Origin of the sequence: Brevibacillus sp. M2.1A (assembly GCF_013284355.2) — a bacterium.
Taxonomy (GTDB): domain Bacteria; phylum Bacillota; class Bacilli; order Brevibacillales; family Brevibacillaceae; genus Brevibacillus.
Map to the genome: position 1 here is coordinate 1,609,173 of NZ_JABSUY020000001.1, position 23,199 is coordinate 1,632,371.

Here is a 23,199-nt window from a genome sequence, read left to right on the forward strand (position 1 = left end):
GAGGGCATTAGCCCTCTTTAGAAAACTACCTATACGTTAAAAAATTCTTTCGCAGTCTTGGTAGTAGCGCTGGCCACTTCTTCAGGGCTCAATCCCATGCATTGTGCGACCGCGTGCAATATATGTCTCAAATAAATTGGCTCATTCCGGCCATCCACAGGCTTTTCTTTCAAATCACGAGGGGTTAAAAATGGCGCGTCTGTTTCAATCATCAAACGATTCAGGGGAATCTTTCTGACAAGCTCTCGAAGATGCTTCCCGCGTCGTTCATCACAAATCCATCCCGTAATCCCGATATGGAAGTCCATCTCTAAATAGGTTTCCAATTCCTTGGAGGTTCCGGTAAAGCAGTGTACAACCCCACGATTGATATTTTGACGATGCTCTTTGAAGATCGAGACAAAATCAAGGTGAGCATCGCGTTCATGTAAAAACAACGGCAGTTGAAGTTCTGTGGCCAGGGAGATTTGTTCGATGAACCACTTTCTTTGGATATCACGCGGGGAGAAGTCGCGGTTATAATCCAGCCCGCACTCTCCAATCGCTACCACATGGGGAAGCGATGCCAGTTCTCTCAATTTCTTGATCGTCGATTCATCACAGCTTTTTGCATCGTGAGGATGAATACCTGCCGTAGTGTACAGCTTTCCTTTGGAGCGACTCGCATATCGTGAGGCATCCAAACTGTTTCTCAAGCTTGTCCCTGTCAAAATTAACGGGTATATTCCTTGTTTCTCTGCTCTCGCAACGACCTCATCGCGGTCTTGGTGAAAGGAGCGGTGCATCAGGTTTACGCCTATATCGATGATCTGTGTATCCAAGAGAATCCATCCTTCCTAGTAGGAGGTTTGAGTGAGTACTGATTTTTCACTAAAATCCCTATTTTTGGTTGTTTTTCATTATAGCTGATGGAGCAGTTAGGTTCTATAGACGAAAAATCCTCCCTGCCGTGACAGAGAGGACTCGTTTCTTTCTATTCTCATGAAGGAATGGCATCCAATGCTCGCCTTACTTTTCTTGCGAAAGCCAGAGGTCTATCGACTGCTTCTATATTTACATAAATCAAGCGGGGACGATCGAATAACCATTCATTATGGATAGACGAGACTTTTATGCCTTGCTTCCGAATGGTTGTAATGAACGGATTGACTTCTTTCTGCAAGAAGGCAGCTCTCCCTAAGCAAAGCGCTTTGCCCGTTTTTGGATTCAAGGATTCAAATGAAAAAGAAGAAGTTACGCGAAATCTTTTCCCCAAAATAGTCGATTTTATTTGATTGCGATTGATGGTTGAGACACATTTTCCGCCGGCAAAACCGGATTGCCCCCTAATAATTCTGGAGAACTGCTCACAAAGCGAGACTTTTTTGGGCATTCCTCATTTCCTCCCTGTTTTTGTTTATCGTATGAAGACAGGTCCAGGATGGAAACGGATGACGGCCTATTACCCAAAGTATAAGATTTTATAGCTCAACCAAAAATCTGCTTATAAATCAAATCAGCATTCTCTTTCTTTACAAACTTTCGAACCTTGCCTTCTTTATCGATAAATGCCCAACGATAGCCCCATTGTGCATCTTCCTCTGGCGTTGGTTTGTATGCAAACACTCCTTTGTTTGAGCCTTTCCAATCAGATTCCGGTCCATATTGATTGTATTGCATCAATGCATGTTCTTTATAAACGTACTTTCTAAGAGTCTGTTCTTTATCCAAAAAGGCCCAGCGGTAACCCCATTGCGCTTCTTCCTCTGGCGTCGGTGTGTAAGAAAATACTCCTGGTGGATAAAGATTTAAATGACTTGTAGATTCACTTATCTTTGCTGCTGCTGTAGGTACTGTATAACTTACGACTCCTGTTGCTACCATTGTAGCTAGGAACATTGCGCTCATGGCTTTTTTGTTAATCATAGAAATCCTCCTTTGATAGTAAATGTAAAATATTGGACATACGTATAATATAATAGAAATAAAAGGGAATTAAAACAGATGAATCCATATTTTCGAATAAATCACACAGCTTATCCTTTAACATAGATCAGACATAAGACAGGCGTGTAAAGCAGTTGGTCAATAGCTTTAGTCCACTCCCTTTAATGATTCAATCATATTGATGTTGGATACTTTTCTTTGAAGTAGCAAGTTGGACAGAATCGTAAGCAAGTAGGCAAGAACAACAGAAACCAACAGGCTAGGAATCGTTAATTGATCCGGGATTTGTTGATGGGTACTGGACAGTGCCTTGACGATCATGGAATAAACATAACCACTTATCGGTAAAGCAACAAGAATCGCAAATGTAGTGAGTATCAGGTTTTCAAAAAAGATGAGTCGGTTTATTTTATGTTTTTGATAGCCTAATACCTTAAGTGTTGCAAGCTCGCGACTCCTTTCATAAATGTTGATGGAAGAGATCGAGTATATCGCGCCAAAAGAGAGGATGACGGCACAAACAATAAACATGATAAATACAAAATTGTTTTGTTTCAAAATATATTCAGCGGTTTTCTTTAGATCATCGCTATCTGAAATGGTTTCAACATGAGAATCTTGCTCAAAGAAGTTACGAACACTTATAAGATCTGCAGAGCTATTTGCTTCAACGAAAAGTGAGGTTGGACTGTAGTCAATGCCAAAGCTCTTTAAATAGTCTGGTGTGATATAAAACGAAGGGTTCGAATACTGCGTAGAGATATGGAAAACCTTCATGTCTACAGTTTTATTTTTATGCTCGGGTGTATCGAACGTTATTTGGATGGTAACTCCTGCAGCAATGTGATATTTGTCTGCGTAGGATTTTGGTACGAGCACACCGTTGTTTTCCAAAGTGATCCGATTATCATTTTCGTCAAAGTAATGAATGAGCGTGTTTTCTTTTTCGGTAACAACGAGAGTGGCATTATTTTTTTCATCACCTTTTATGAATTCAACAGGAAAGGTGGATAAATAATAATGATTTTTCATGCCAGAGGGGAGTTTTATCATATCCATAGATGTTCCCAGTGTATAATCGACTCGTAAATCATACGTATAGACATCTTCAATTTGGCTAGCTACTTTTTGCAACGCGGATTGAGTGCCAAAAGCGGTGATCAATAGGACCGTGCTTACAACGACACCAGTGGAGCTCGCTAAAGCTTTTTGTTTATTGAGGAAAATATTTCTCAAAATGAGTTTGTAGCTATAGGAGATATGACTCCAAATACCCGGAAATCTTTCTATCAGTAGCGTTTTCATCTTCTTTGGCGGTTTAGGACGCATAGCCTGAGCCGCACGTTCTTTTAATATGGTTCTACCACTTACGTAACACGCTAGGATTCCAAATGCACTCGAGAAAATAATGGGAGGAATAAAAGAATAGAAAGAAAGGGAGTAAGTAATGCCAGGCAGAGAGTAGGCTCTTGCACTCGATGCCGTTACGAATGGGACAAATACAAGAGCGGCAATTGCACAACCGATGATGGAGCCTATGAGGCCTGCCAGCACAGGGTATCCCATGTAATGAAGCATGATGTAACTGTTTTTGATACCTAAAGCCTTCATAATCCCTACTTGAGTTCTTTGAGAATCAATCATTCTCGACATGGTAAGAAACAGGATAATAGCGACAATCAAAAAGAGAACGAAAGGGATGACCATACTCATCAATTTATTATTCTGGATCGTTTCATTTATTTTCGAATAGCTGAAAGTCCGTTCTTTGCTTACTTGATTTACATAAGGAAGGTGTTTGGATTGTGCTTCAATGGATTGACCTAATTTGTCAATATCGTAGCCTTCTGTAGCATCGATCATGATTTCATTATAGGAAAGGTCACCGAAGATTTCAGAAATGGTCTCTTCGGCAATATAAGCGACTCCGAAGGTTTTATGGTCTTGTATTTCGTTCTTTTTGGCATGTTCGACATTCTCACCCAAGCCGCTAATGGTAAATGTAAAATTTTTTTCATTCGCACGAATACTGATTTCATCACCGACTTGAAAAAGATGTTCTTTCGCATAACGAGAATCCAATAATATCTCATTCTTTTTGGTCGGGATTTTGCCCTCAATCATAGCAATCGTGTTAATTTCGTTTTTGATAGGGATGGAATGAATTTTCAAAGAAGCTTTATCACCTTCAAAGGTTTGTGTGGCATCAAAAGTATAGCGTCCTTCTATTTTTTTAATGCCTTCTATTTTACTTAAAACAGCGACATCATTTTGGGAAATTTGATCGTAATATACATACAGGTCGCTTAGGTTATGTTCTTGAAAATAGCCTTCTGTATAAGCACTAAGATTATTGCTATAAGTTACGAGCCCCCCATAGAAAAAGGCTCCTACTGCGATAACCAAAACAAAGGCGATGAATTGCCCGATCGATTGTTTGATATCCCTTACTACTTTTAAAAATAATTTCATCATCACCACTCAATCCCTTCCACACTTTGCTTTTCACGATTAATGGTAACGCTTTCAATCATTCCGCTTTTCACCTTAATGATTTTGTCAGCCATAGGAGCAATGGCGGAATTATGTGTGACCAATACGACGCACTTTTTTGTCTCTTTGTTCAAGTCCTGGAGAAGCTTTAAGACGGATTTACCTGTCACATAATCCAAAGCTCCGGTTGGTTCATCACAAAGTAAAAGCAAAGGATTTTTGGCAACAGCTCTTGCGATGGCAACTCTTTGTTGTTCGCCGCCAGAGAGCTGAGAAGGGAAGTTTTTCATGCGATTTTGTAATCCAACTTTATGTAAAATCTCTTTCGCATCCAGATGGTTTTTGCATACTTCCGTGGCGAATTCAACATTTTCCAGGGCGTTTAAATTCGGAATTAAGTTATAGAATTGAAAGACAAAACCGACTTTCTCACCGCGGTATTGTGTTAATTTTTTTTCGTTGAATCGGGTGATTTCTTGATCACCAACAAATACTTGACCTGAGGTAGCCGTATCCATACCGCCTAGCACATTCAAAATCGTACTTTTACCAGCCCCACTCGCCCCCAAAATAACGACGAATTCTCCCTCTGCTATGGAAAAATCAACACCATTAAGCGCTTTGATTGGCACTTCTCCGATTTTGTATTCTTTCGTTACTTTTTTGAATTCAATTAACGTCTTCACATACTACATCTCCTCGTATCTTATTTTCGAAAGCTTAGGTACCATAATATACCAACAGAGAGTAGTTACATCCCGCAGTCGATGTATTTTGACCTCGGTCTTCAGAAGGAGTTTGTTCGCGCTTGTCAGAAAAATCGCTACACGTCCAGTATCGCCTGTAAATTCGTCTACTATTACCAATAGGAGGAATTCGACTTGCTCGCAAAAAAACGGAGCAACCTCTAAAAGGATACTCCGTTTGAACATGACGGGGTTAACACCTCACATGTTTCCGTTTGAAGCCAAGCTGCCCTTTACTTACTGCCTTTTGAATATTATCGAGAGCGTTTAGGAACTTGCTTTTTGCTTTGTCTTTTTGGACTTCTACAGGTCCTACTTCCTTTGCAATTTCGACCGCCTTATCGTGGAGTGGCAAATAGGAGGTTGCCACGGTGTAAATAAATTGATTCATAGCGTATTTCGTTCGTTCGGGAGAATCGTGAATCGCATTTTTTACAGTTTCAAGCATACTGGCAATTTTGCTTTCGGAAAATTCACGATCGGGGCGATTCCCCAAAAGCCAGCAGTAACAACTCCAGCCAGCAGACATTCTGAGCTCTTCGCCGCTTGTGATCCATTGATCGGCAACTTCTTGGGCAATATCTGCTTCAGATAAGGTGACTGCCACCACATAATCGGACAGCATATAAAAATAAGCGGAATCCATCCATCGATCAAAATCCGCCTTGGTCATTGCTTTTGGATCTGCGATCACACCGGCAAAGTACATGGCGTCGTAGTTCCCGGTAGCGTAAAGCTGCTCCGCCAAGGGCTGATTGATCTTGATTTTTCTCGCCATGGGCTTCATAGCGCCTGTAGCCACGCCAAAAAGTGGTTCGTGAGCGCCATTGGATAGATAAATTTTCTTGGTTCGTTCCTTGCCGAGAGCTTCAAGCTCTTGCATGACCATCTCTAAATCCATCGTATATCCCTTCTTTCGTTGTTTTCTCGGCCATCAAACGCAAAGTATCATTAAAATGATTGACGATATGATTAGTGATTATTATAATAACCACCATAGAACTTAGAGGTTATAACAATAATCACTAAAAAGGTGCTGGTTTTCTTTGGATGAAATCTATAAAGAACTTCAGAAATTGGGATTTTCACAATATGAATGCAAAGCTTATATCGGACTCTTGAAGCAGTCTCCTATAACTGGATATGAGATTAGTAAAAGATCGGGTGTACCGCGTTCCATGATTTATGAAGTATTGGGCAAATTGTTAGATAAAGGAGCAGTTTATACGGTACCATCTGAACCTCTGACCTACTCTCCTTTGCCCGCTAAAGAATTAATCACGCGATTGCGCAATTCCTTCGAGCAATCATTTGATTATCTTGAAAAAAATCTATCTGCCTTAGAAAGTGAACAGCAAGTAGACGTGGTTCGACGCATTAGTACTGATGAACTGGTTATCACAGAAATGGTCGATATGATAAACAAAGCCCGAGAAGAACTATGGTTATCGATTTGGCAACCACAGATTTCTTTTATTAAACAGGACGTAGATAAGCGGGTAAAAGAAGGTGTTCCTGTATTTTCTATGTTGTTTGGAGCACCCGATACCGAGTTAGGGGCAACCACTCATCATGATTACATGTCTCCGAAAGTAGCAGAGGAACGTATGAGTGGTCGTTTAACCATTGTCTCCAGGGACAATGAAGAAGTATTAATAGCAAATTTCGCTCCAAATACCGCTGCTTGGGCTATAAAAACACAAGACCCAGCACTTGTATTAGTAGCAGTGGAGTACATCAGGCACGACATTATGTTTGCGCAATTAGTTAAGGAAGTTGGACCCGAGAAAGCCGAAGCTGTCTGGATTAACCATCCTGACCTGTTCCACGTGGTTACAGGAAAACGGTTCAAGTAATTTGAACCGTATTTTCTTTCACTTTTTCATAGTAGTTATCACAATAACTCCCTGAATGTAAATAAGACTAAGGAGGGATAAAATGGGACTGGCAAATGACCAAATCGAAACAGTGGCAGATTCAAGAGATAACGATACTTTTCGCCAAGGTGTAAAGGATTGTGTCCCTACGCTACTCGGTTATTTAAGTATTGGATTCGCTGCTGGTGTGATCGAAAGGACAGCGGGTCTGAGTATAACTGAAATAGCCCTGATGTGTTTAATTCTTTATGCTGGCTCAGCCCAATTTATCGCTGCCGGAATGATGGCAGCAAGCAGTTCGATTACCACCATTATTATTACCATTTTCTTTGTTAATCTTCGGCATCTTTTACTTAGTGCAGCCCTGGCACCATATTTTCGGCATCTTTCTCCGCTTAGAAACATGCTAGTAGGGTCTCTACTTACCGACGAGTCGTTTGGAGTTGCGATCAACGAAGCTGCAAAAAAGAATTACATTAGTGAAAAATGGATGCACGGTCTAAATGTAACTGCTTATCTAAACTGGTGCGTAGCCAATATAGCGGGAGCATTCTTGGGACAATGGATTTCAAATCCCGAAACATTAGGTTTGGATTTTGCTTTGACAGCGATGTTTATTGGACTTCTGGTACTTTCGATGTTAAGTCGAAAGAAAATCAGACGTGATGTGGTTGTCGCGATAATCGCAGTTGTTATTGCTGTGGGAGCCAGTTCGGTATTGTCTAGCAGTATGGGAGTTATTGTTGCTACAATTTTTGCTTCAACGATAGGGATGGTGATGGAAAAATGGAAGTAAGATTGGATGTTTTTTTGATGATTGTAGGAACAGCAATTGTTACATTCATCCCAAGAGTCCTTCCTCTTATGGTATTGAGTCGTTTTCAATTGCCAGATTGGGCAACACGGTGGTTAAGCTATGTCCCCATATCTGTTATGGCTGCTCTAGTAGCGCAAGAGGTATTTAAACATGGTGAAAATATTTCTTTTTCTACAAACAATGTCGAACTTCTAGCAGCCATACCAACCTTTTTCATTGCGATAAAAACACGTAGCTTATTGGTAACTGTACTCGCAGGCATTATTGCCGTGATGGTTTTACGTTTTTTGTTTCCAGCTTGATCGCTTCAAAATGTTCATGTGATTTCCGTTTTCTTTCCTGACCATAACTGTCAGTGAAGTTGTTTTACAATTCATTTGTACATGAAGTTACAGGGAGGGAATCACTTTGAAGGAAGTGCTCATTTTTATTACGGATGGTTTTGCTGATTGGGAGGCAAGTTACGTCAGTTCAGAGTTGAACAAGCCAGGAACAGGATATCGTGTAAAGACCATCGCCATTGATCAGGAACCTAAAGTTTCGATGGGTGGTTTAACGGTCCTTCCAGATTATAGCGTAAACGCATTTAACCCGATTGAGGACATCGCCATGTTAATCATACCTGGCGGAACGGGATGGAGAGAAGAAAAGAATCAGATAGCAAAAGTAGTGGTTGATTATTGTGTGAGCAAGAATATTCCTGTCGCAGCCATCTGTGATGCTACGACTTTTTTGGGGAATCACGGATTTTTGGACAATCATAAACATACAGGCAATACGTTACCTTATTTGAAGGAAGGAGCTCCCAACTACAGAGGAGATCAACATTATGTAGAGGGTCAGTCAATCCGGGACGAGAATCTCATCACTGCGAATGGAAGCGGTGCATTGGAGTTTTCAAGGCATATTTTGGAGAGATTGGGTGTTTTGGAAGGCGAGGAATTGAATCAATGGTACGAAATATTTAAAAAGGGCTACTTTCCCTCCTAGCGGTTTGGTAGACACGATATGCCCCCATCAAATGAAAAGCCGAAGACCTGAATCGAAAAGGGTCTTCGGTTTAATAATGACAACGAATTTCCTGACATATTTATTTTTCATAATGTACTAAGCCGTAATTCATAGAAATACTGCACAATTGGATGCTTTAACTTCATCTTCTCGGCCATATTCAAAATCCTCTTTTTCCCAACTCTTCTGTCCACCAAGGCTAGAATATTCAATAGGATATCATTGCTCTCTATGCTTTCCTCTATAGAAATAGATAAAAACTGATTAGCCACAACGATAAAATTTGATTTACTTAATGTTGCCTGTGCTGACAAAAGCTCCTTTGCATATTCGGATATTTTTCTATTTCTTGCAATGACTTTTAGACGATCCTCCGGAACGTTCCCCTTGGTTTCATTTCTGACTGCTTCCATTTCTTCATTGGTGATAGGAATTTGGATATCTGAATCATTCTTAATTTCCTGCTCCGTCTGATACCATCGGATTGAGCCAGTTATATCACTCATAGTAAGTACGTTCTTTTTATCTACGGAAATATAACAAATTCCGGATTTATCAGGTAAATAACGGTAACCGGTTGCACGGTATTCGACCCTTCCATTTAGCGCAGGACAGAGAAAGCTCTCCAGTTGTTTCTTCACTTTGCTCCAGGACATGTATCCTCCTATGTTCTCAAGGTCCTCTACCGGTATTTGCGGCAGTTACTCTTTTATTAACAATTATGCGTAACTTCTAGCTTATTATTGGCATAGATTGTTCCGTATGTAGCACAAAGTAACATACCACCACAAACCTCGTTGCTCACTTGAAAGTTTATGTTGTCTTTCTATGTGTCTATGCTATCAGCTCTAATTGTATCGACAAGCTTTTTGAAATGAAAATACTTTGCTATCATATCATAACTTGATAAATTATCTTTATTTGTGTAAGGATTATATGCTTGGATGTCTTTATAAATCGGACTTGGACTATTTGAATCATGTTTCAAAGGGGGAGAACGATGTACATATATTTAGAGTTTGAAAACAAAATGGTTGATGAATTAGTAGAATTTTTAACATCAGAAACATGGAGTTTTCATGGACAGGAGAATCCTACTGAGGAGTCTATAAGAGAAAAGGTAGCCAACGGAAATTATAACGAAAACGGGAACCAAACATTTTGGATCATGGATAATCATACAAAAATTGGTTTAATAAGAGTGTTTGATTTAGAAGATCCCATATGTTTATTCGATTTGCGATTGAAAGAAAAGTTTAGAGGCAAAGGAATAGCAAAGGATGTCCTTAATTGGTTAAGTACATATGTATTCAATAAGTACACTCATATTATTAGAATCGAAGGTCATACCAGATATGATAATTTTGCGATGAGAAAAACGTTCTTTCATAGCGGATTTGTAAAAGAATCTTATAACCGTAGATCATGGAGACAAGGCGAACAATTATTCGATTCTGTTGGGTATGCAATGATACGAGAAGACTGGGAGAACAATACCAAAACAATAATAGAAGATACCTTTCCATACTAACTTAAAGGAAGAATAGGTGAAGTAGGATTCTGAAATGTAATATATGATCTTCAGTTTCCAAAACATCTAAGAAATGGTGAATGATAGAAAAATACCTTCCTGCCAAAATAAAGGAAAGGTTTTAACGAATGAAGGCGATATTAAGTCGTGTATTAGGGCGGCGTTTTCGTGGAAGTTTCAGGGAATGAATGATACAATATGAGCCAGTAATATTGCAACGGGAACGAAAAAACACGGTTCGGTTGGTAGTCCGAACGCATGGTCATAATTTTGTTCATGTCAGTAACCTTCCCCCCTCGGGATGTCCATCGTTACCCGTAATACTTTTTGAGGGGGAATATTTATGAAGCTGACTGTCTACTATGATGGTCAATTTTGGGTAGGTGTTGTAGAGGAAAATGATTTCGGTAAGTTAAAAGCAGGCAGATATTTATTTGGTTCTGAACCAAAGGATAATGAAATTCTGGAGTTCATCCAGAAAAATATTCATGAAGTCACAAACAAATTATCACAAGAGGTGGATATTAATACCTCTTGTGACCGAAGGGTTAATCCAAAGCGTTTAGCCAGACAAGTGGCTCGCGAGCTAAGCATGAAAGGAATCTCTTCTTATGCTCAAGAGGCTTTGAAATTGGAGTATGAGAAGAGAAAAATAGAGAAAAAAGTATACACTCGTCAGCAAAGAGACGAAATGAAGGAACGAAAAAGAGAATTAAGACTTCAAAAAGCTAAAGCTAAGCATCGTGGTAAATAATTTGGATAGTTTTTTATGCAAGTACGTGGGCTATCACCATCTTTTTTAGTGGTGTAGCCCCACTTCTTTTTTATATAAAAAACCCTGTTTATAAAGCTTGATAGAAAGGAGAATTTTGATATGCAGGGGCAAACGACTCCTGTAATTGTCCTTACCTTGTGCTTCTGTAGACTGTCTCAAAGTAGGGGGGCGCCTCCTATGACTTAACTTCTGATGTAATGAAAAGATAATTTTAAGGAGGAAGAAAGTGGTGAATAATCAATGTAATTTAAAATGGGCTGATTTAAGCGATCCAGTTAAAACGATAATAGAACACATTGATACTAATTGTTGTGATGAAGATTTTCAAGTTGGAACGAAGCTAAATATACCGTATTTTAAGGGGAGATTCACTCAAGAAATGGCAGATGCAATTCTCGAATATCAATATTCAACTGAAAATTTAAACGAAAATTGTTATTCTGCCGAACTGCAAGATGGTGTATTGATGATAAAGTTCGTTAAGAGTTAAGAGAGATAGTTCGTTATGTCCAATTTTATAACCAGGAGCGCCCTCATCAATCTCTAAATGAAGCAAAACCCGATCAATTTTACGCCCATACTATCGAAAAATCGCATCTTAAACACTAGGACTACGAAAAGGAGGACATAACTTATTCCTCAAAAAATCGTGTCTTGACAACGGAGAGCATTACACCTCCATACTCTTATTTATAAAGTCAATGGCATTATCATAAAGTCTTAGCGCTAGTATAGTTGTTTTATCCCACATAGTTTTCTTTTTCAATTCCCATAACACTTTATTAAATTTCTATTGTTTATTTGAAGTGTTTAATAGCTACGTAATAATATTTCAGCCTTTTTATCTTTTTTAATTTCGCGAAAACGAAACTATTTTGTAGCTAAGTAGTTCAAAATACCTTATTTCGCCAAATTATTTCCAAGACCTCCGAAAAGCGACAAAAAAGAAACCTACTATTTCAAATGAGAAAGGCTAAACTCCCATTGCATCAAGGGAATTTAGCCTTTTCTTTAACACCTATTTCAACGTCAAGAGCGTCACTGACTCCACATGCGCCGTTTCGGGATGGGTGTAACTTTAGATGAACATGTTTTATTATGGTGCTCTATAGTGCAGCTAATTGCATCAGCAACTTATCTCAGCTTATCAATGATCACGTTGAATAATGCAAGTGTGTGGTCAAAAATGTGGTCAATGTCATCCTGTTGAAACATCTAATATTAGAGTGGATTTGAGATGATAGTTAATCGGAACAGGCAATTTTAGGGATGCCTTACGTATTGAAATGGAGTAACGCACAAGATGGCGCGAGGGCTTTGCCCCGCGCCTCTTAACGTCTTGAATCCTGTAGTATGTTGTAATTGTATAATACTACATACTACACAATACATCTACAAATGTACTTTCGGAACAGATGAATGTTCCCTCTATAACTATAGATTTGTGGTAGAGGTGATTGAAATAACTTTACTAACAATTTCAATGTCAGTAATGTTTTCTATAATGGGTTTGTAATTAGGATTATCACTAGTAAAAATTATTTCCTGATCAATCCCAGGGTCAAACCCAGGCTCGTAGTCCATTGGATAATACCTTTTAATAAAGCCCTCCGATTTGTCATATCTAGACACGGCAACGACAATATCTCCTGGTTTGATATGAGTACTTTTGTCACACCGAATAATAGAACCCTTAGGAATCGTTGGCTCCATCGAATCATCTTCCATTTCTAGGATATATTCGTTAGGAGCAAAGCTATCATCTTCATGTTCTTCACTAAGCCCAACTTCGTTTGGTAACCCTATGTTCAAACCTGAATTATAGGTGTGTTGACTAAGGTGCTTTGAAAACTTTAAGTCCGATAACCGATTATAATACACTTCTAACATTGCATACTCTTTTTCGCTAACCTTATTTCTATAGCTGGTAACTATTATTTCCTTAGTTGTTTTTACCAGGTTTTTGATAAAAGTACGAATATAATCTGGTGCTTTCTCCAAATAAGCCTCGTATAAAAGCTCCTCAACCATTGTAAAATCACAAACCTTTGCAATTGCTTCATTAACTTCATCCGAAGCTGGAGGTAATTTTCCGGTTTTTAGTTTACTAATATATGACTGGTCAATTTTCACACCGAATTCATTGCATTTTTCCGCAATCACTTTCAACGTTAAGCCACTTTCCTCGATCATTTTACTAAGCATTTCACTATAACTCATAAAGAACACCTTCTAATTTAGATATTTTGTTATAAAAACTCACATCATGAATGGTAATTACATAAAAGTATTGACAGTAACCTTGGTTTGTTATACCTTTTTGTTGTAATAAAAACTCATCACTTGAATTTATATTATAAAAACGGGGTGGTTGGTATACAGAACAAGTCTAATTCTTATCCAGATACTTTCTACAGTGAGATTGAGAACTATCTACAAATGTTAGCGAAATCAAGAGCCATTCAAATTCAGTTTGAAAAAAAGATTCTTGCAAAGATTGCGCAAGCCCGGCAAGAAACGAGGTAGCGCAGCCGATACCATCATGGAGCGAAGCGGAATGGTGGCTTCGGTCTTGAGGTGGAGATGCGAGATGTGCCAGGCTGGTTTAGCGGACAAGCCCGCACTTGGCTTGACCGCTAAGCCTTGTCCTGCACACTCGTAGAGGCTCCATGTCAAGACTGAGGCGTTAGCCACTCGCATAGGGCGCAACCCCTATAACATGCGCCTCTCAAATTACAATGAAAAGGTGGTAGAAAGCTTGATATTAAAAGGTTTTGATACTCTTGAATTTGGTTTAAATGTTGAAAACTACGAATCTAGTCTCAGACCGCATTTAGACATTTTTAAAAAGTTTAAGGATGAAGCACAAGAGACAGGGGTAGAAAAGACAATATTGTTGAACAACGTTGCATTGACTGTTCATCGTACTGGTAAACGATTCTATCCCTACAGATTGTCATGTGATGACTTTATCATTTTTTTCGCCGATAAGGAATTGAAAACGAATTCTCCTGTTTTTGTTCATTTTTTATCAGGCTACATATGGTCATTCGGTTTGGCTGGTGCTTATAAAAACTTTGTAGGATGGTTTGAAACATTGACAGACTCCTACTATCGTAATCAAGTCTCACGTGTAGATATATGCGCCGATAGTGATTCGGTAGTGTTTAAACAAATTGATACCAAAGGTGTGATAACTAGAGCGAGAAAAAAGGAAGATTGCTTTGTTAGTGGGGAGCACACGAATGGAAGAAGGTTTAGCGGCTTCCGAGTTGGTATTGGTGGTCCGTTACTAGCGAGGATCTACAATAAAACGATGGAGATTCAAAAATCAGGGAAAGACTGGTTCAAACAAATCTGGAGAGAACATGGATGGAATGAAGATAAAGATGTCTGGAGAGTAGAGTTTCAATTGCGCCGTGAAGTGTTAAAAGAGTTTTCAATCAACACTATAGAAGATTTGCTGGAAAAGGAGGAGGGCTTGTGGGCCTATCTCACACATGAATGGTTTACAATAAGGCAACCATCACGAGACAACGTTTCCCGTTGGAAAATTAAGAGGAAATGGAATGTAATTCAAAAAGCTGGTATGGACTACGAAGCTTCACCTTTAACTAGAGAGCTTGTGAAACAAGGCAGTTTGAAACAGTTATTAGATCAAGGGAGAGGGATACTACTCTCTATAGCAGCGATAGGGAATCACGATTCTATTGAGGAGACTACTCGATTATTTCAAACATGGACTGAGATTGGTTTAGACAAAAAAAATACGTCTTTCCAAGAAGAGAAAGAGCGTAGAAGAAAAAAATTCTTATTCAATGATTAGCATATACAGATTTGGAGGAAAAATCAATGACTATTAAGGTCACTAGAATAGAGGATTATCCCTTGGTATTAACAGCGAGTCACATCGCTGAAATCATCGGTGTTTCCAAAAGAGTGGCATACAACATAATGGAGCTTTCGAATTTTCCACTGATTCGCATTGGGCGGTGCAAACGTGTAACTAGAGAAGCGTTGTTCAAGTGGTTAAACGAGCAGTACATCTAGAGGGAGTTAAACATGAAGGGATACTTTCGTAAGCGCGGCAGTCTTTGGTCTTTTACAGTGGACATTGGAAGAAAGGGGGACGGTTCAAGAAATCAGAAGACGAAAGGCGGTTTCAAAACCAAGAGAGAGGCTGAACAAGCGTGTGCTGAATTGATCACGCAACTAACCAAGGGAGATTATCTGGAACCGAGTAAAAAGACGATACAGGAAGCTATGGAAGCTTGGCTACAGACTATTTTACAGTCAACCTTGCGTATCTCAACCTATGAGAATTACTCTAAGGCAATACTGAAACGAATAATCCCTGCTTTGGGTAATTTGAAACTAAAAGACGTTCAAGTAGATCAAATTCAATCTTTCTATTTGACGTTGGTAAAAGAAGGACTGTCTCCTGAATATATTCGGTATCTCCATTCCATATTAAAGAGTTTTTTTACGTATCAAGTCAGATTACAGAACATTACAAAAAATGTAGTCGCACTTGCTGTTCCACCTAGGATCGGACGTAAAGAACAAAGGACGTGGTCAATTAACGAAGCAGTCCGTTTTTTAGAAGTTGCTAAAGAGGAAAACCAGACCTACTACATTGTGTATCTATTAGCTTTGTATACAGGGCTTAGAAGGGGAGAGATATTATCACTACGTTGGAAGGATTGCGATCTTAATCAGGGGAAAATTAGCGTCTGTCACACGTTGTATTACTCTAACCAGCAATTTCATTTCTTAGAGCCTAAAACGAGCCGTTCAAACCGATTGGTGTCGATACCTGACAGTGTGGTCGAGGTATTAAAGTCTTATCGTTTAGAACAGGAGCTACACAAAAGAGAAATGGGAAGTGTATACGAAAATTACGACTTGATAGCTGCAAATGAAATTGGTCAACCAATTAATCCGAGAAGTTTGACAGGACATTTCAGGAGAATGATACAGAAGGCGAGTGTACCAAAAATCCGTTTCCATGATACCAGGCATACTCACGCAACAATTCTCTTGAAGCTCGGGGAGCATGTAAAGATTGTTTCAGAACGTTTGGGACATTCAAACGCAGCCATGACGATGAATGTGTATAGTCATGTGACAAGTGATATGCAAAAAGAGGCAGCAAGGAAGTTTGAAACAGCATTGAAATTGGAGGGAAGATCAAATGATGACTAGAGAGCAAGCAATCTTTTTAGAAACTATGGATGATGTGGGTTTTGAAGGTTACACGGAGTTTCTTATCTTTGCATATCTCGAACTTATGTCAGGAACGGATTTAACTTCTGTTAGTGATGTTGAAGTACATCGTAGAGCTAAGGCAGTTATTATGAAATATCAGGACTATTGGTATAAGGACGTTAATTTTTTTGATGAAAGGAATAAGATTTTGGAACAACTCGATTTAGATGATGCAGAATGGGAGTATAGAGATTACGAATGATGAGGTAATAGTGTCTAGTAGGTTAATGCTGCTGTAGGGAGTATTCTAATGCTTGGAGTTCTGATATTTGAGCAGGACAGATTAAGGGTACCTTGTATTTGCTCTCGGGGAATACAGGGCCAAGCCCATGGCGGCGTTAAGCGACGCCGTGGGCTGTGACTGATAAATTATATGTGTTCCATAATTATAGGAGGGTAGACAATGAAGAATAAATCAAACTTTGTTTCTATGATAACTGAAATGGGCTTTGACATTAACAAACCTTTTGATATAACTGGATCGGGTAATGAGAATGGTTTGACGCTTTCGTTGATTATACAGGGGGAAAGAGAGAACTATTGGAGATCGGATCTTAGGTTAGCAGCTATAAAACATTTGATAAGTTCAATAGATTTAAAACATGATGCAGATGGAGATTACGAACTATTCGATAAATATATGCTATCAATACTGGATACGATCGGAAGCGTAATAGCTTTGAATGAACCATTCGATGAAAAAAGAAACATCGAGGTTGTCCAAAAATTTATTCAGTATTCAATAAATTCGCAAGTAATGTTAGAGGCAGAAAAAGAAGGGCTAATTGACCAGGAAGAACTTTAAAAAAGATAGGGCGTGCGATTTCGAATAGAACTACTAAGTTGAAAGGGGATTAAGGAATGCAAGAAAAAGTATATGAAACAGTTCAAGGCTATAGACTAATCGGAGTTGAAACAGAACCCAATGCTCATTTTTATAAGGAGCGCTATGGATTACCTATGTCGTTGGCCAAGCAAGCATTTGATGGTATCTGGATTCGCCGTACAAGAATCGGTAAGTTAACATTCCTAGGACATGAGGAAATAGCCCGAATCCGTCCTGTCACGATCTTTGATACGGAGTTTGATCCACCACAAGGGATAGGTACTAAAAATCTATAAGTATGTAACCCTTCACTGGATTCAAAAATAGTGATTTAGTGTAAAAAGTTGTAGTGATTACACTATAGTGGCGTGGAATTTTAATTCTGCGAAACAAACCCCCACGCTAGGTTCGTGGGGGTTATAATGACTATCGCTCAATTTTTTTCATCTTCTGATGCAACTAACAAAAGACTATTCTTTGGTGAGGTAGAGCTTTCAGAAATCAATTTCCTGAAATTTTCCACTTGCAACGTAAGTTGTTGTTGCTCTTCTGATTGCTCTCCCTCAGTCTCTACATGTGTTCTAACTTCAACAGTCGCTCCTTTGTCTATGCGATCAGCAAGATAAAGTAAATGTCTTTTCAGCAAAACTTGCAGTTCATTTGCCCTACCTGCATCTCCCTTCTTATAATTTTCAGTTACAAGTTGATCAGCCAACTTGTTTATTCCTTCAGATACTGAGGCATCAATATATGCTTTCAATGGGTCTGTAATTTCGGCTGGGATTGATTTACTTTTCATTTCTTCGTAAAGTTTTTTCGTTTCAATGATGTTTCGAATTAATGCTACAACTCTCTCTACTGAAAGCATAACTGCCCCAATAACGGCTGGAGTTGATTCTAAGAAGACTTGAAATTCACTATTGCTTATGGTTCGAATTTTGGTACTGCTAGCTTCTTCCGAAACAATCTCTTTTATTGTGGTTAAAAAATCGTCGATACTTTTAAACTCATGAATAAGACCTTTCATGGTATTATCTGTTATGTCTCTCGGTATTAAATATCCGATCTCACATTCATTTCTTTCCATATCGTCAAACTCGATCTGGAGTTCTGTAAAAGAATCATCAATACGCTTAATTGTTGAGTAGAATGTTGAAAGATTGTTGTACACTTCATTTATCTGTTGCAGAGCATCGGCTAGTGTCACATTATTAATCGTTAGTGCATTCAGAACTTTGTTGTACAGCCCCTTACCAGTAAGTTCTGAACCATGCATCTCATTCAGTTTTAATTGCTGCAATATGTTCTGTTCAGAAACAGTAAAATTATTACTAGGGCATGAATCTGTAGCTGTCTTAAAATTTTCTAGCGAACTCTTGAATTCTTCATTTGATTCGGTACTACGTTGTGATAGATATGTTGAAAATGATGATCTGAATTGGTCGAGTAGCGCTAAGAGATTATTCTTTCTTATTTCTGTCTCAACGGTGTAAATTACATAGTGGAATTTACCAACGTTCATTCGTTCTCACTCCCCAAGTAGGAAATATCTCCTAATTATTCACTTTTATTCTAGCAGAACATCGCTGTTGATTACAGAAAATAACAAAGATATCTAAAAATCGACAGCCAAATAACTATCTTTGATTGGATTTTTACACGTTTTTTAAAACCCCACCTCTTAAAGAACTGGGGTTTTTTCCTTCGAAAATATACCATTATCTAACCTATGAGACTAAGATCAAATAAATTGACCACTCACTATTCAGTTTATCACTGGGTAATGACTATTGATATTTGCTAAAGAGGTTTGATACGAGACTTATGTGGTCAATATGTGGTCGTGGCGGTATCTTCGACTTTATAATGAGCTTATAAAATATGAAAAACCCTTGATATGACAAGGGTTTTCTCTACTCATTTAAGTTGAAGCAACGTCACACTCTCCACATGCGCCGTATGCGGGAACATATCCACCGGCTGCACACTCTTCAACTCATACCGCTGCATCAGCTTCCCAACATCCTTCGCCAATGTAGAAGGATTACAAGACACATACACAATCTTCTTCGGCTGCACATCCAACAAGGAACGAATCAGCGCATCATCCAGCCCAGTCCGCGGCGGGTCGACTACGACGACATCTGGGCGAGTCCCTTGCTTGGCCCATTTTGGCATCAAGACCTCGGCACGCCCCACGTGAAAGCTGGCATTCGATGCTTGGTTACGCTCTGCATTGCGATTGGCATCCTCGACAGCCTCAGGAATCAGTTCGATCCCGCGTACCTCGCGGGCATAAGGAGCGAGCCATAAGCCAATCGTCCCTGTACCACAGTACAAATCGAGTACGAGCTCTTTTCCGGTCAGTCCAGCAGCTGTTTTCACTTGATTGTACAGCTTTTGCGTCTGCTCGGGATTCAATTGGAAGAAGGCACGAGCCGACAAGTCGAAGGACAGTTCACCCAGCTTTTCAGCAATGGAAGCTTTGCCCCACAACGATACGGTCTTGTCACCAAAAACGAGCGATGTTTTTTGCGTATTTACGTTTTGCGCGATTCCTACCAGTTCAGGCAGTCTCGTGCGGAGTTCCAAAAGCAGCTCATTCACTCGTGGAATTTCTGGGGTAGCCGTAACAAGCGTTAATTGCGTTTCGCCCGTAGCAAAAGCGACGCGAGCTACGATTGTGCGGATGACGCCCGTCCGTTTTTTCTCGTCGTAGATCGGAATCCCGAGCTCCTCGATGATTTGCTTCGCTGTTTGGACAATTTTTGTTGTTGCTTCATGCTGCACCTGACAGCCTTCCAGGTTGACGAGCTTGTGGCTCCCTGTTTGATACAGTCCAGCGATGAGCTTGCCTTTTTCCTTGCCCACCTGAAACTGCGCTTTATTTCGATACGACCACGGGTTATCCATACCAATCGTAGGGGCGACGGGTGGTTGATTCAGTCGAGCGTACTTGCGCAGTGATTCGATGACGATTTCCTGCTTGCTCGCGAGCTGTGCGGCATAATCCATGTGCTGCAAGCTGCATCCGCCACACTCCGCATAGACCGGACAGGGGGGATTCGTGCGAGATGCTGATTTTTCAACAACTCGCAAAAGACGCGCGGTCGCGTATTTTTCTCTTGCCTCGGTCACCTCTGCATGGACGACCTCGCCAGGGAGGGCACCCTCTACGAAGACGATTTTTCTTTTAAAATAGCCGATCCCTTCGCCATTAATGCCCAAACTCTTGATCGTGAGCGTCATTTGCTGGCCGACACGGATGCTGGCGTCTTGTTCTTTTTTATGCGTTGTCATCTGTTCCGTTCTCCTCAAGCAATTCAGTATTTCCCTATTATAGAGCATTACGGAAGACGTTGCATGTATGCGAGAGCTTCACGGGTGCCAGTAAGATAATGGCAACTTCCTGTCCAGCGTTGTTTTTGTTATAATAGTGCGGAGAATAATGAGGGAGTTGTGACGCTAGATGCAAGATCTATTTGAAAAAATGAAAGAATATCTCAACATGGATACTGAGATTTCTTTTGACGAGTTTGATGGCTACTACAAAAAGGTAACTGCGTTTCTAAATGATAGCTGGCAAACGCTGAACGAGGAAGATACCATGCACATGCTGTTCATCCTCGACAACCTCAAGTCAAACGGTGAAGATCGCTCCAAGCGCAAAGTGAAAGAAGCGAAAAAATACGCGAAAATGGCGCAACGCACTGAGATTTGGGCGAATGCACTGATTGGCCGTCTGCGCGAAGCTGGTTTGACTGATGAAGAAATCGGCAAGCGTTACGAAGCAATTTACGAAGCAGTATAGGATGTATTGAAGAGAAAAACGGGTCCCGTTTTGAGTGCAGTAGCTCGAAAGGGAACCCGTTTTTTTGTCATTGCTTTCCTGCTAATTAACAAGAAGATTGACAACTTGTGGGTTTCGGCGTAGAATGTTTAACTAATTCGAATAGTTCGTATCTATGAGCGTTGAAAAGGAAGAGTAGAAACAGTAAGCAGTGTGCAGAGAGCCGTTCCCCGTGCTGAAAGAATGGCCGCCAGCCTGTTTTGAAAATCACCTTGGAGCATTGTCCTGGAAAATCAGCTTGTTTAGCCAGTGAGTATAGGACAACGAATTCGTCCTCGTTATCGGACGGGAGTTTCATAGTGAACTGCCAAAGTCTGTTTTTCGTGAGGAAGACAGAGAAGCTGAGTGGTACCGCGATGCCCTCGCCTCAGCCAGCCGTACGCAAATTGTGCGTAGCTGGTTTGGGGCGGGGGCTTTTTGATTTGGTCTGGTCCTTACTACAATTGAGAAACTTGGGAGGAACATATACATGCATACGGTCAGAGTGGAAGACATCGTAGTAGCCAATCACGCATTGAAAGACGTGGTGGAGAAGACACCTTTGCAAAAAAATAAAGTACTGTCTGAGCGCTACGGCTGCAACGTGTATTTGAAAAGAGAAGACTTGCAGGTCGTTCGTTCCTTCAAAATCCGCGGTGCTTATCATTTTATGCGGAATCTTTCCACAATGGAGCGGGAGCGTGGTGTCGTCTGTGCGAGTGCGGGCAATCATGCGCAGGGTGTAGCCTATTCGTGTAACCATTTGCAAATCAAGGGCACGATCTTTATGCCAGCGACCACCCCGCGTCAAAAAATATCGCAGGTCAAGCTGTTTGGCGGCTCCTATGTAGAAGTTGTATTGATCGGTGACACTTTTGATGATTCTTTCGCAGAGGCGATGAAATATTGCATTCAGGAAGATCGGACCTTTGTCCATCCGTTTGACGATCCATTGGTGATAGCTGGACAAGGAACAGTCGGTCTGGAGTTTATGAATGACATGGAAGAACCAGCTGATTTCGTCTTTATGAGTATCGGCGGAGGTGGATTGGCTGCGGGTGTGGGCACGTACGTAAAAGGCATCAGCCCGCACACACAGATCATTGGTGTGGAGCCGGCAGGAGCAGCTTCGATGCAAGCCGCTCTGGAGCAAAACGATGTTGTCACCTTAGATGAAATTGACAAGTTCGTCGATGGTGCAGCCGTCAAGCAAGTGGGGCAGCTAACGATGAGTATTTGCCAGGAGCTGCTGGATGACATCGTGCTTGTCCCAGAAGGCAAGGTGTGCACAACCATTTTGGAGTTGTATAACAGCAATGCCATCGTTGTAGAACCAGCAGGTGCCCTGTCGATTGCCGCTCTCGATTACTACCGGGATCAAATCGCCGGGAAAAACGTAGTGTGTGTCATCAGCGGGGGAAACAACGACATTGACCGGATGCAAGAGATCAAGGAGCGCTCCCTGCTGCATGAGGGCTTGAAGCACTACTTTGTCATCAATTTCCCACAGCGTGCCGGAGCCTTGCGAGAGTTTATGGAAAAAGTATTGGGGCCACACGATGACATCACACGCTTTGAGTATACGAAAAAGAACAACAAAGACAATGGTCCAGCGCTGGTTGGCATTGAAATGAAATGCAAGGATGACTATCAGCCATTAGTCAGTCGGATGAAGCAGCATGGTATCCGCTATGTAGAGATTACGAATGATCCGTATTTGTTCAATCTGCTGATTTAGGCCTTTGTGTTACAACAGATGCGGAATTTGCAAAAATGTATGAATACAGCGAAAAGAGGAGCAATAAAGAGAAAATGAGCGAGAGAGAAAGATAAATCGGCGTAATGTATTATAACAAACTTTTATAAAACAGATGCTGTTGTAATACAATACAGATAATAACACACGGGGGGTTTTAATCATGACGCCGATCACTAATTTCTTTCGCAATCTCGAAGCAAAATGCTGTGCTGCCTGCGGTCAAATGATTCACGAACAAGCTGAATCGTATGCAACAGAATGCGCACCTTGCCAAGAGCAAGCATCCTTTGACGCTTACAAACACTATCATCAAAAACGCTAATACAAACATGAATACCGGA

The 23,199-nt window shown here is 40.4% G+C and carries 27 protein-coding genes, 1 pseudogene and 1 other annotated feature; of the genes and pseudogenes, 16 read left to right on the forward strand and 12 right to left on the reverse strand.

What is annotated here, in order from left to right; translation table 11 throughout:
• Positions 1–29: 29 nt before the first annotated feature.
• The 6 genes from HP567_RS07840 to HP567_RS07865 all read right to left on the reverse strand — a co-directional run bounded on the left by HP567_RS07840 (position 30) and on the right by HP567_RS07865 (position 6,066).
• Positions 30–821 (reverse strand): TatD family hydrolase, encoded by a 792-nt coding sequence (locus tag HP567_RS07840; protein WP_173611351.1) that lies wholly within the window; start codon positions 819–821, stop codon positions 30–32.
• 158 nt (positions 822–979) lie between these two features.
• Positions 980–1,372, reverse strand: coding sequence for a DUF1259 domain-containing protein (locus HP567_RS07845; RefSeq protein ID WP_173611352.1), 393 nt, complete (start codon positions 1,370–1,372; stop codon positions 980–982).
• Positions 1,373–1,467: 95 nt separating this feature from the next.
• Entirely contained in the window at positions 1,468–1,905 is a 438-nt protein-coding gene (locus HP567_RS07850; protein WP_173611353.1) for a hypothetical protein, read from the reverse strand.
• Positions 1,906–2,073: 168 nt separating this feature from the next.
• A complete protein-coding gene (locus tag HP567_RS07855; protein ID WP_173611433.1) occupies positions 2,074–4,398 on the reverse strand; it encodes an ABC transporter permease in 2,325 nt (774 codons plus the stop codon).
• Between the two features lie 2 nt (positions 4,399–4,400).
• On the reverse strand, positions 4,401–5,105 hold the full coding sequence (locus HP567_RS07860) for an ABC transporter ATP-binding protein (protein ID WP_173611354.1): 705 nt from the start codon (positions 5,103–5,105) through the stop codon (positions 4,401–4,403).
• Between the two features lie 253 nt (positions 5,106–5,358).
• Entirely contained in the window at positions 5,359–6,066 is a 708-nt protein-coding gene (locus HP567_RS07865) for a DNA alkylation repair protein (RefSeq protein ID WP_173611355.1), read from the reverse strand.
• 145 nt (positions 6,067–6,211) lie between these two features.
• Between HP567_RS07865 and HP567_RS07870 the strand changes: the two genes are divergently transcribed.
• From HP567_RS07870 to HP567_RS07885, 4 genes are all read left to right on the forward strand, one after another.
• Complete coding sequence (locus HP567_RS07870; protein ID WP_012684714.1) at positions 6,212–7,021, forward strand: TrmB family transcriptional regulator; 810 nt, start codon at positions 6,212–6,214, stop codon at positions 7,019–7,021.
• 82 nt (positions 7,022–7,103) lie between these two features.
• Positions 7,104–7,838: an AzlC family ABC transporter permease gene (locus HP567_RS07875; protein ID WP_173611356.1), complete on the forward strand. Its 735-nt coding sequence runs from the start codon at positions 7,104–7,106 to the stop codon at positions 7,836–7,838.
• Positions 7,829–8,161 carry an AzlD domain-containing protein gene (locus tag HP567_RS07880; RefSeq protein WP_173611357.1) on the forward strand — a complete coding sequence of 111 codons (333 nt, stop codon included), beginning with the start codon at positions 7,829–7,831 and terminating at the stop codon, positions 8,159–8,161. The genes HP567_RS07875 and HP567_RS07880 overlap by 10 nt, the downstream gene beginning before the upstream one ends.
• Positions 8,162–8,267: 106 nt before the next feature.
• Positions 8,268–8,849: a type 1 glutamine amidotransferase family protein gene (locus tag HP567_RS07885; RefSeq protein ID WP_173611358.1), complete on the forward strand. Its 582-nt coding sequence runs from the start codon at positions 8,268–8,270 to the stop codon at positions 8,847–8,849.
• Between the two features lie 107 nt (positions 8,850–8,956).
• Here the strand turns inward: HP567_RS07885 and HP567_RS07890 are convergent, their stop codons facing one another.
• Positions 8,957–9,526: an SF0329 family protein gene (locus HP567_RS07890; RefSeq protein ID WP_173611359.1), complete on the reverse strand. Its 570-nt coding sequence runs from the start codon at positions 9,524–9,526 to the stop codon at positions 8,957–8,959.
• A 56-nt stretch (positions 9,527–9,582) separates the two neighbouring features.
• A pseudogene (locus HP567_RS07895) lies at positions 9,583–9,858 on the reverse strand (hypothetical protein); the annotation flags it as partial.
• A 12-nt stretch (positions 9,859–9,870) separates the two neighbouring features.
• Here HP567_RS07895 and HP567_RS07900 point away from each other — a divergent pair.
• The 3 genes from HP567_RS07900 (at position 9,871) to HP567_RS07910 (ending at position 11,666) form a co-directional block, all read left to right on the forward strand.
• The gene (locus HP567_RS07900) at positions 9,871–10,401 is read left to right on the forward strand and encodes a GNAT family N-acetyltransferase (RefSeq protein ID WP_173611360.1); all 531 of its coding nucleotides are present in this window, start codon (positions 9,871–9,873) and stop codon (positions 10,399–10,401) included.
• Positions 10,402–10,744: 343 nt separating this feature from the next.
• Positions 10,745–11,155 carry a YjdF family protein gene (locus HP567_RS07905; RefSeq protein ID WP_173611361.1) on the forward strand — a complete coding sequence of 137 codons (411 nt, stop codon included), beginning with the start codon at positions 10,745–10,747 and terminating at the stop codon, positions 11,153–11,155.
• 250 nt (positions 11,156–11,405) lie between these two features.
• On the forward strand, positions 11,406–11,666 hold the full coding sequence (locus tag HP567_RS07910) for a hypothetical protein (protein WP_173611362.1): 261 nt from the start codon (positions 11,406–11,408) through the stop codon (positions 11,664–11,666).
• 944 nt (positions 11,667–12,610) lie between these two features.
• Here HP567_RS07910 and HP567_RS07915 read toward each other — a convergent pair.
• Positions 12,611–13,396, reverse strand: coding sequence for a LexA family transcriptional regulator (locus HP567_RS07915; protein ID WP_173611363.1), 786 nt, complete (start codon positions 13,394–13,396; stop codon positions 12,611–12,613).
• A 231-nt stretch (positions 13,397–13,627) separates the two neighbouring features.
• Positions 13,628–13,876, reverse strand: a complete 249-nt coding sequence (locus HP567_RS07920) for a hypothetical protein (RefSeq protein ID WP_173611364.1) — start codon at positions 13,874–13,876, stop codon at positions 13,628–13,630.
• Between the two features lie 58 nt (positions 13,877–13,934).
• On the opposite strand from HP567_RS07920, the gene HP567_RS07925 reads away from it, so the two are divergent.
• From HP567_RS07925 to HP567_RS07950, 6 genes are all read left to right on the forward strand, one after another.
• A complete protein-coding gene (locus HP567_RS07925) occupies positions 13,935–15,002 on the forward strand; it encodes a replication initiation factor (protein WP_173611365.1) in 1,068 nt (355 codons plus the stop codon).
• 26 nt (positions 15,003–15,028) lie between these two features.
• Complete coding sequence (locus tag HP567_RS07930; RefSeq protein ID WP_173611366.1) at positions 15,029–15,226, forward strand: helix-turn-helix domain-containing protein; 198 nt, start codon at positions 15,029–15,031, stop codon at positions 15,224–15,226.
• A 12-nt stretch (positions 15,227–15,238) separates the two neighbouring features.
• Positions 15,239–16,381, forward strand: coding sequence for a site-specific integrase (locus HP567_RS07935; RefSeq protein WP_173611367.1), 1,143 nt, complete (start codon positions 15,239–15,241; stop codon positions 16,379–16,381).
• Complete coding sequence (locus HP567_RS07940; RefSeq protein ID WP_173611368.1) at positions 16,371–16,646, forward strand: hypothetical protein; 276 nt, start codon at positions 16,371–16,373, stop codon at positions 16,644–16,646. The genes HP567_RS07935 and HP567_RS07940 overlap by 11 nt, the downstream gene beginning before the upstream one ends.
• 201 nt (positions 16,647–16,847) lie before the next feature.
• Positions 16,848–17,249, forward strand: a complete 402-nt coding sequence (locus HP567_RS07945; protein ID WP_173611369.1) for a hypothetical protein — start codon at positions 16,848–16,850, stop codon at positions 17,247–17,249.
• A gap of 56 nt (positions 17,250–17,305) precedes the next feature.
• Positions 17,306–17,566: a hypothetical protein gene (locus HP567_RS07950; protein ID WP_173611370.1), complete on the forward strand. Its 261-nt coding sequence runs from the start codon at positions 17,306–17,308 to the stop codon at positions 17,564–17,566.
• A gap of 137 nt (positions 17,567–17,703) precedes the next feature.
• Here HP567_RS07950 and HP567_RS07955 read toward each other — a convergent pair whose 3' ends face one another.
• Positions 17,704–18,792: a hypothetical protein gene (locus HP567_RS07955; protein WP_173611371.1), complete on the reverse strand. Its 1,089-nt coding sequence runs from the start codon at positions 18,790–18,792 to the stop codon at positions 17,704–17,706.
• A 395-nt stretch (positions 18,793–19,187) separates the two neighbouring features.
• The gene (rlmD, locus tag HP567_RS07960) at positions 19,188–20,570 is read right to left on the reverse strand and encodes a 23S rRNA (uracil(1939)-C(5))-methyltransferase RlmD (RefSeq protein ID WP_173611372.1); all 1,383 of its coding nucleotides are present in this window, start codon (positions 20,568–20,570) and stop codon (positions 19,188–19,190) included.
• Between the two features lie 169 nt (positions 20,571–20,739).
• On the opposite strand from rlmD, the gene HP567_RS07965 reads away from it, so the two are divergent.
• From HP567_RS07965 to yhfH, 3 genes are all read left to right on the forward strand, one after another.
• Complete coding sequence (locus tag HP567_RS07965) at positions 20,740–21,081, forward strand: hypothetical protein (protein WP_048031397.1); 342 nt, start codon at positions 20,740–20,742, stop codon at positions 21,079–21,081.
• Positions 21,082–21,233: 152 nt separating this feature from the next.
• Positions 21,234–21,493: a binding site (T-box leader), on the forward strand.
• A gap of 96 nt (positions 21,494–21,589) precedes the next feature.
• A complete protein-coding gene (gene ilvA / locus HP567_RS07970; RefSeq protein ID WP_173611373.1) occupies positions 21,590–22,837 on the forward strand; it encodes a threonine ammonia-lyase IlvA in 1,248 nt (415 codons plus the stop codon).
• A gap of 181 nt (positions 22,838–23,018) precedes the next feature.
• Positions 23,019–23,180, forward strand: a complete 162-nt coding sequence (gene yhfH, locus HP567_RS07975) for a protein YhfH (RefSeq protein ID WP_173611374.1) — start codon at positions 23,019–23,021, stop codon at positions 23,178–23,180.
• Positions 23,181–23,199 lie beyond the last annotated feature (19 nt).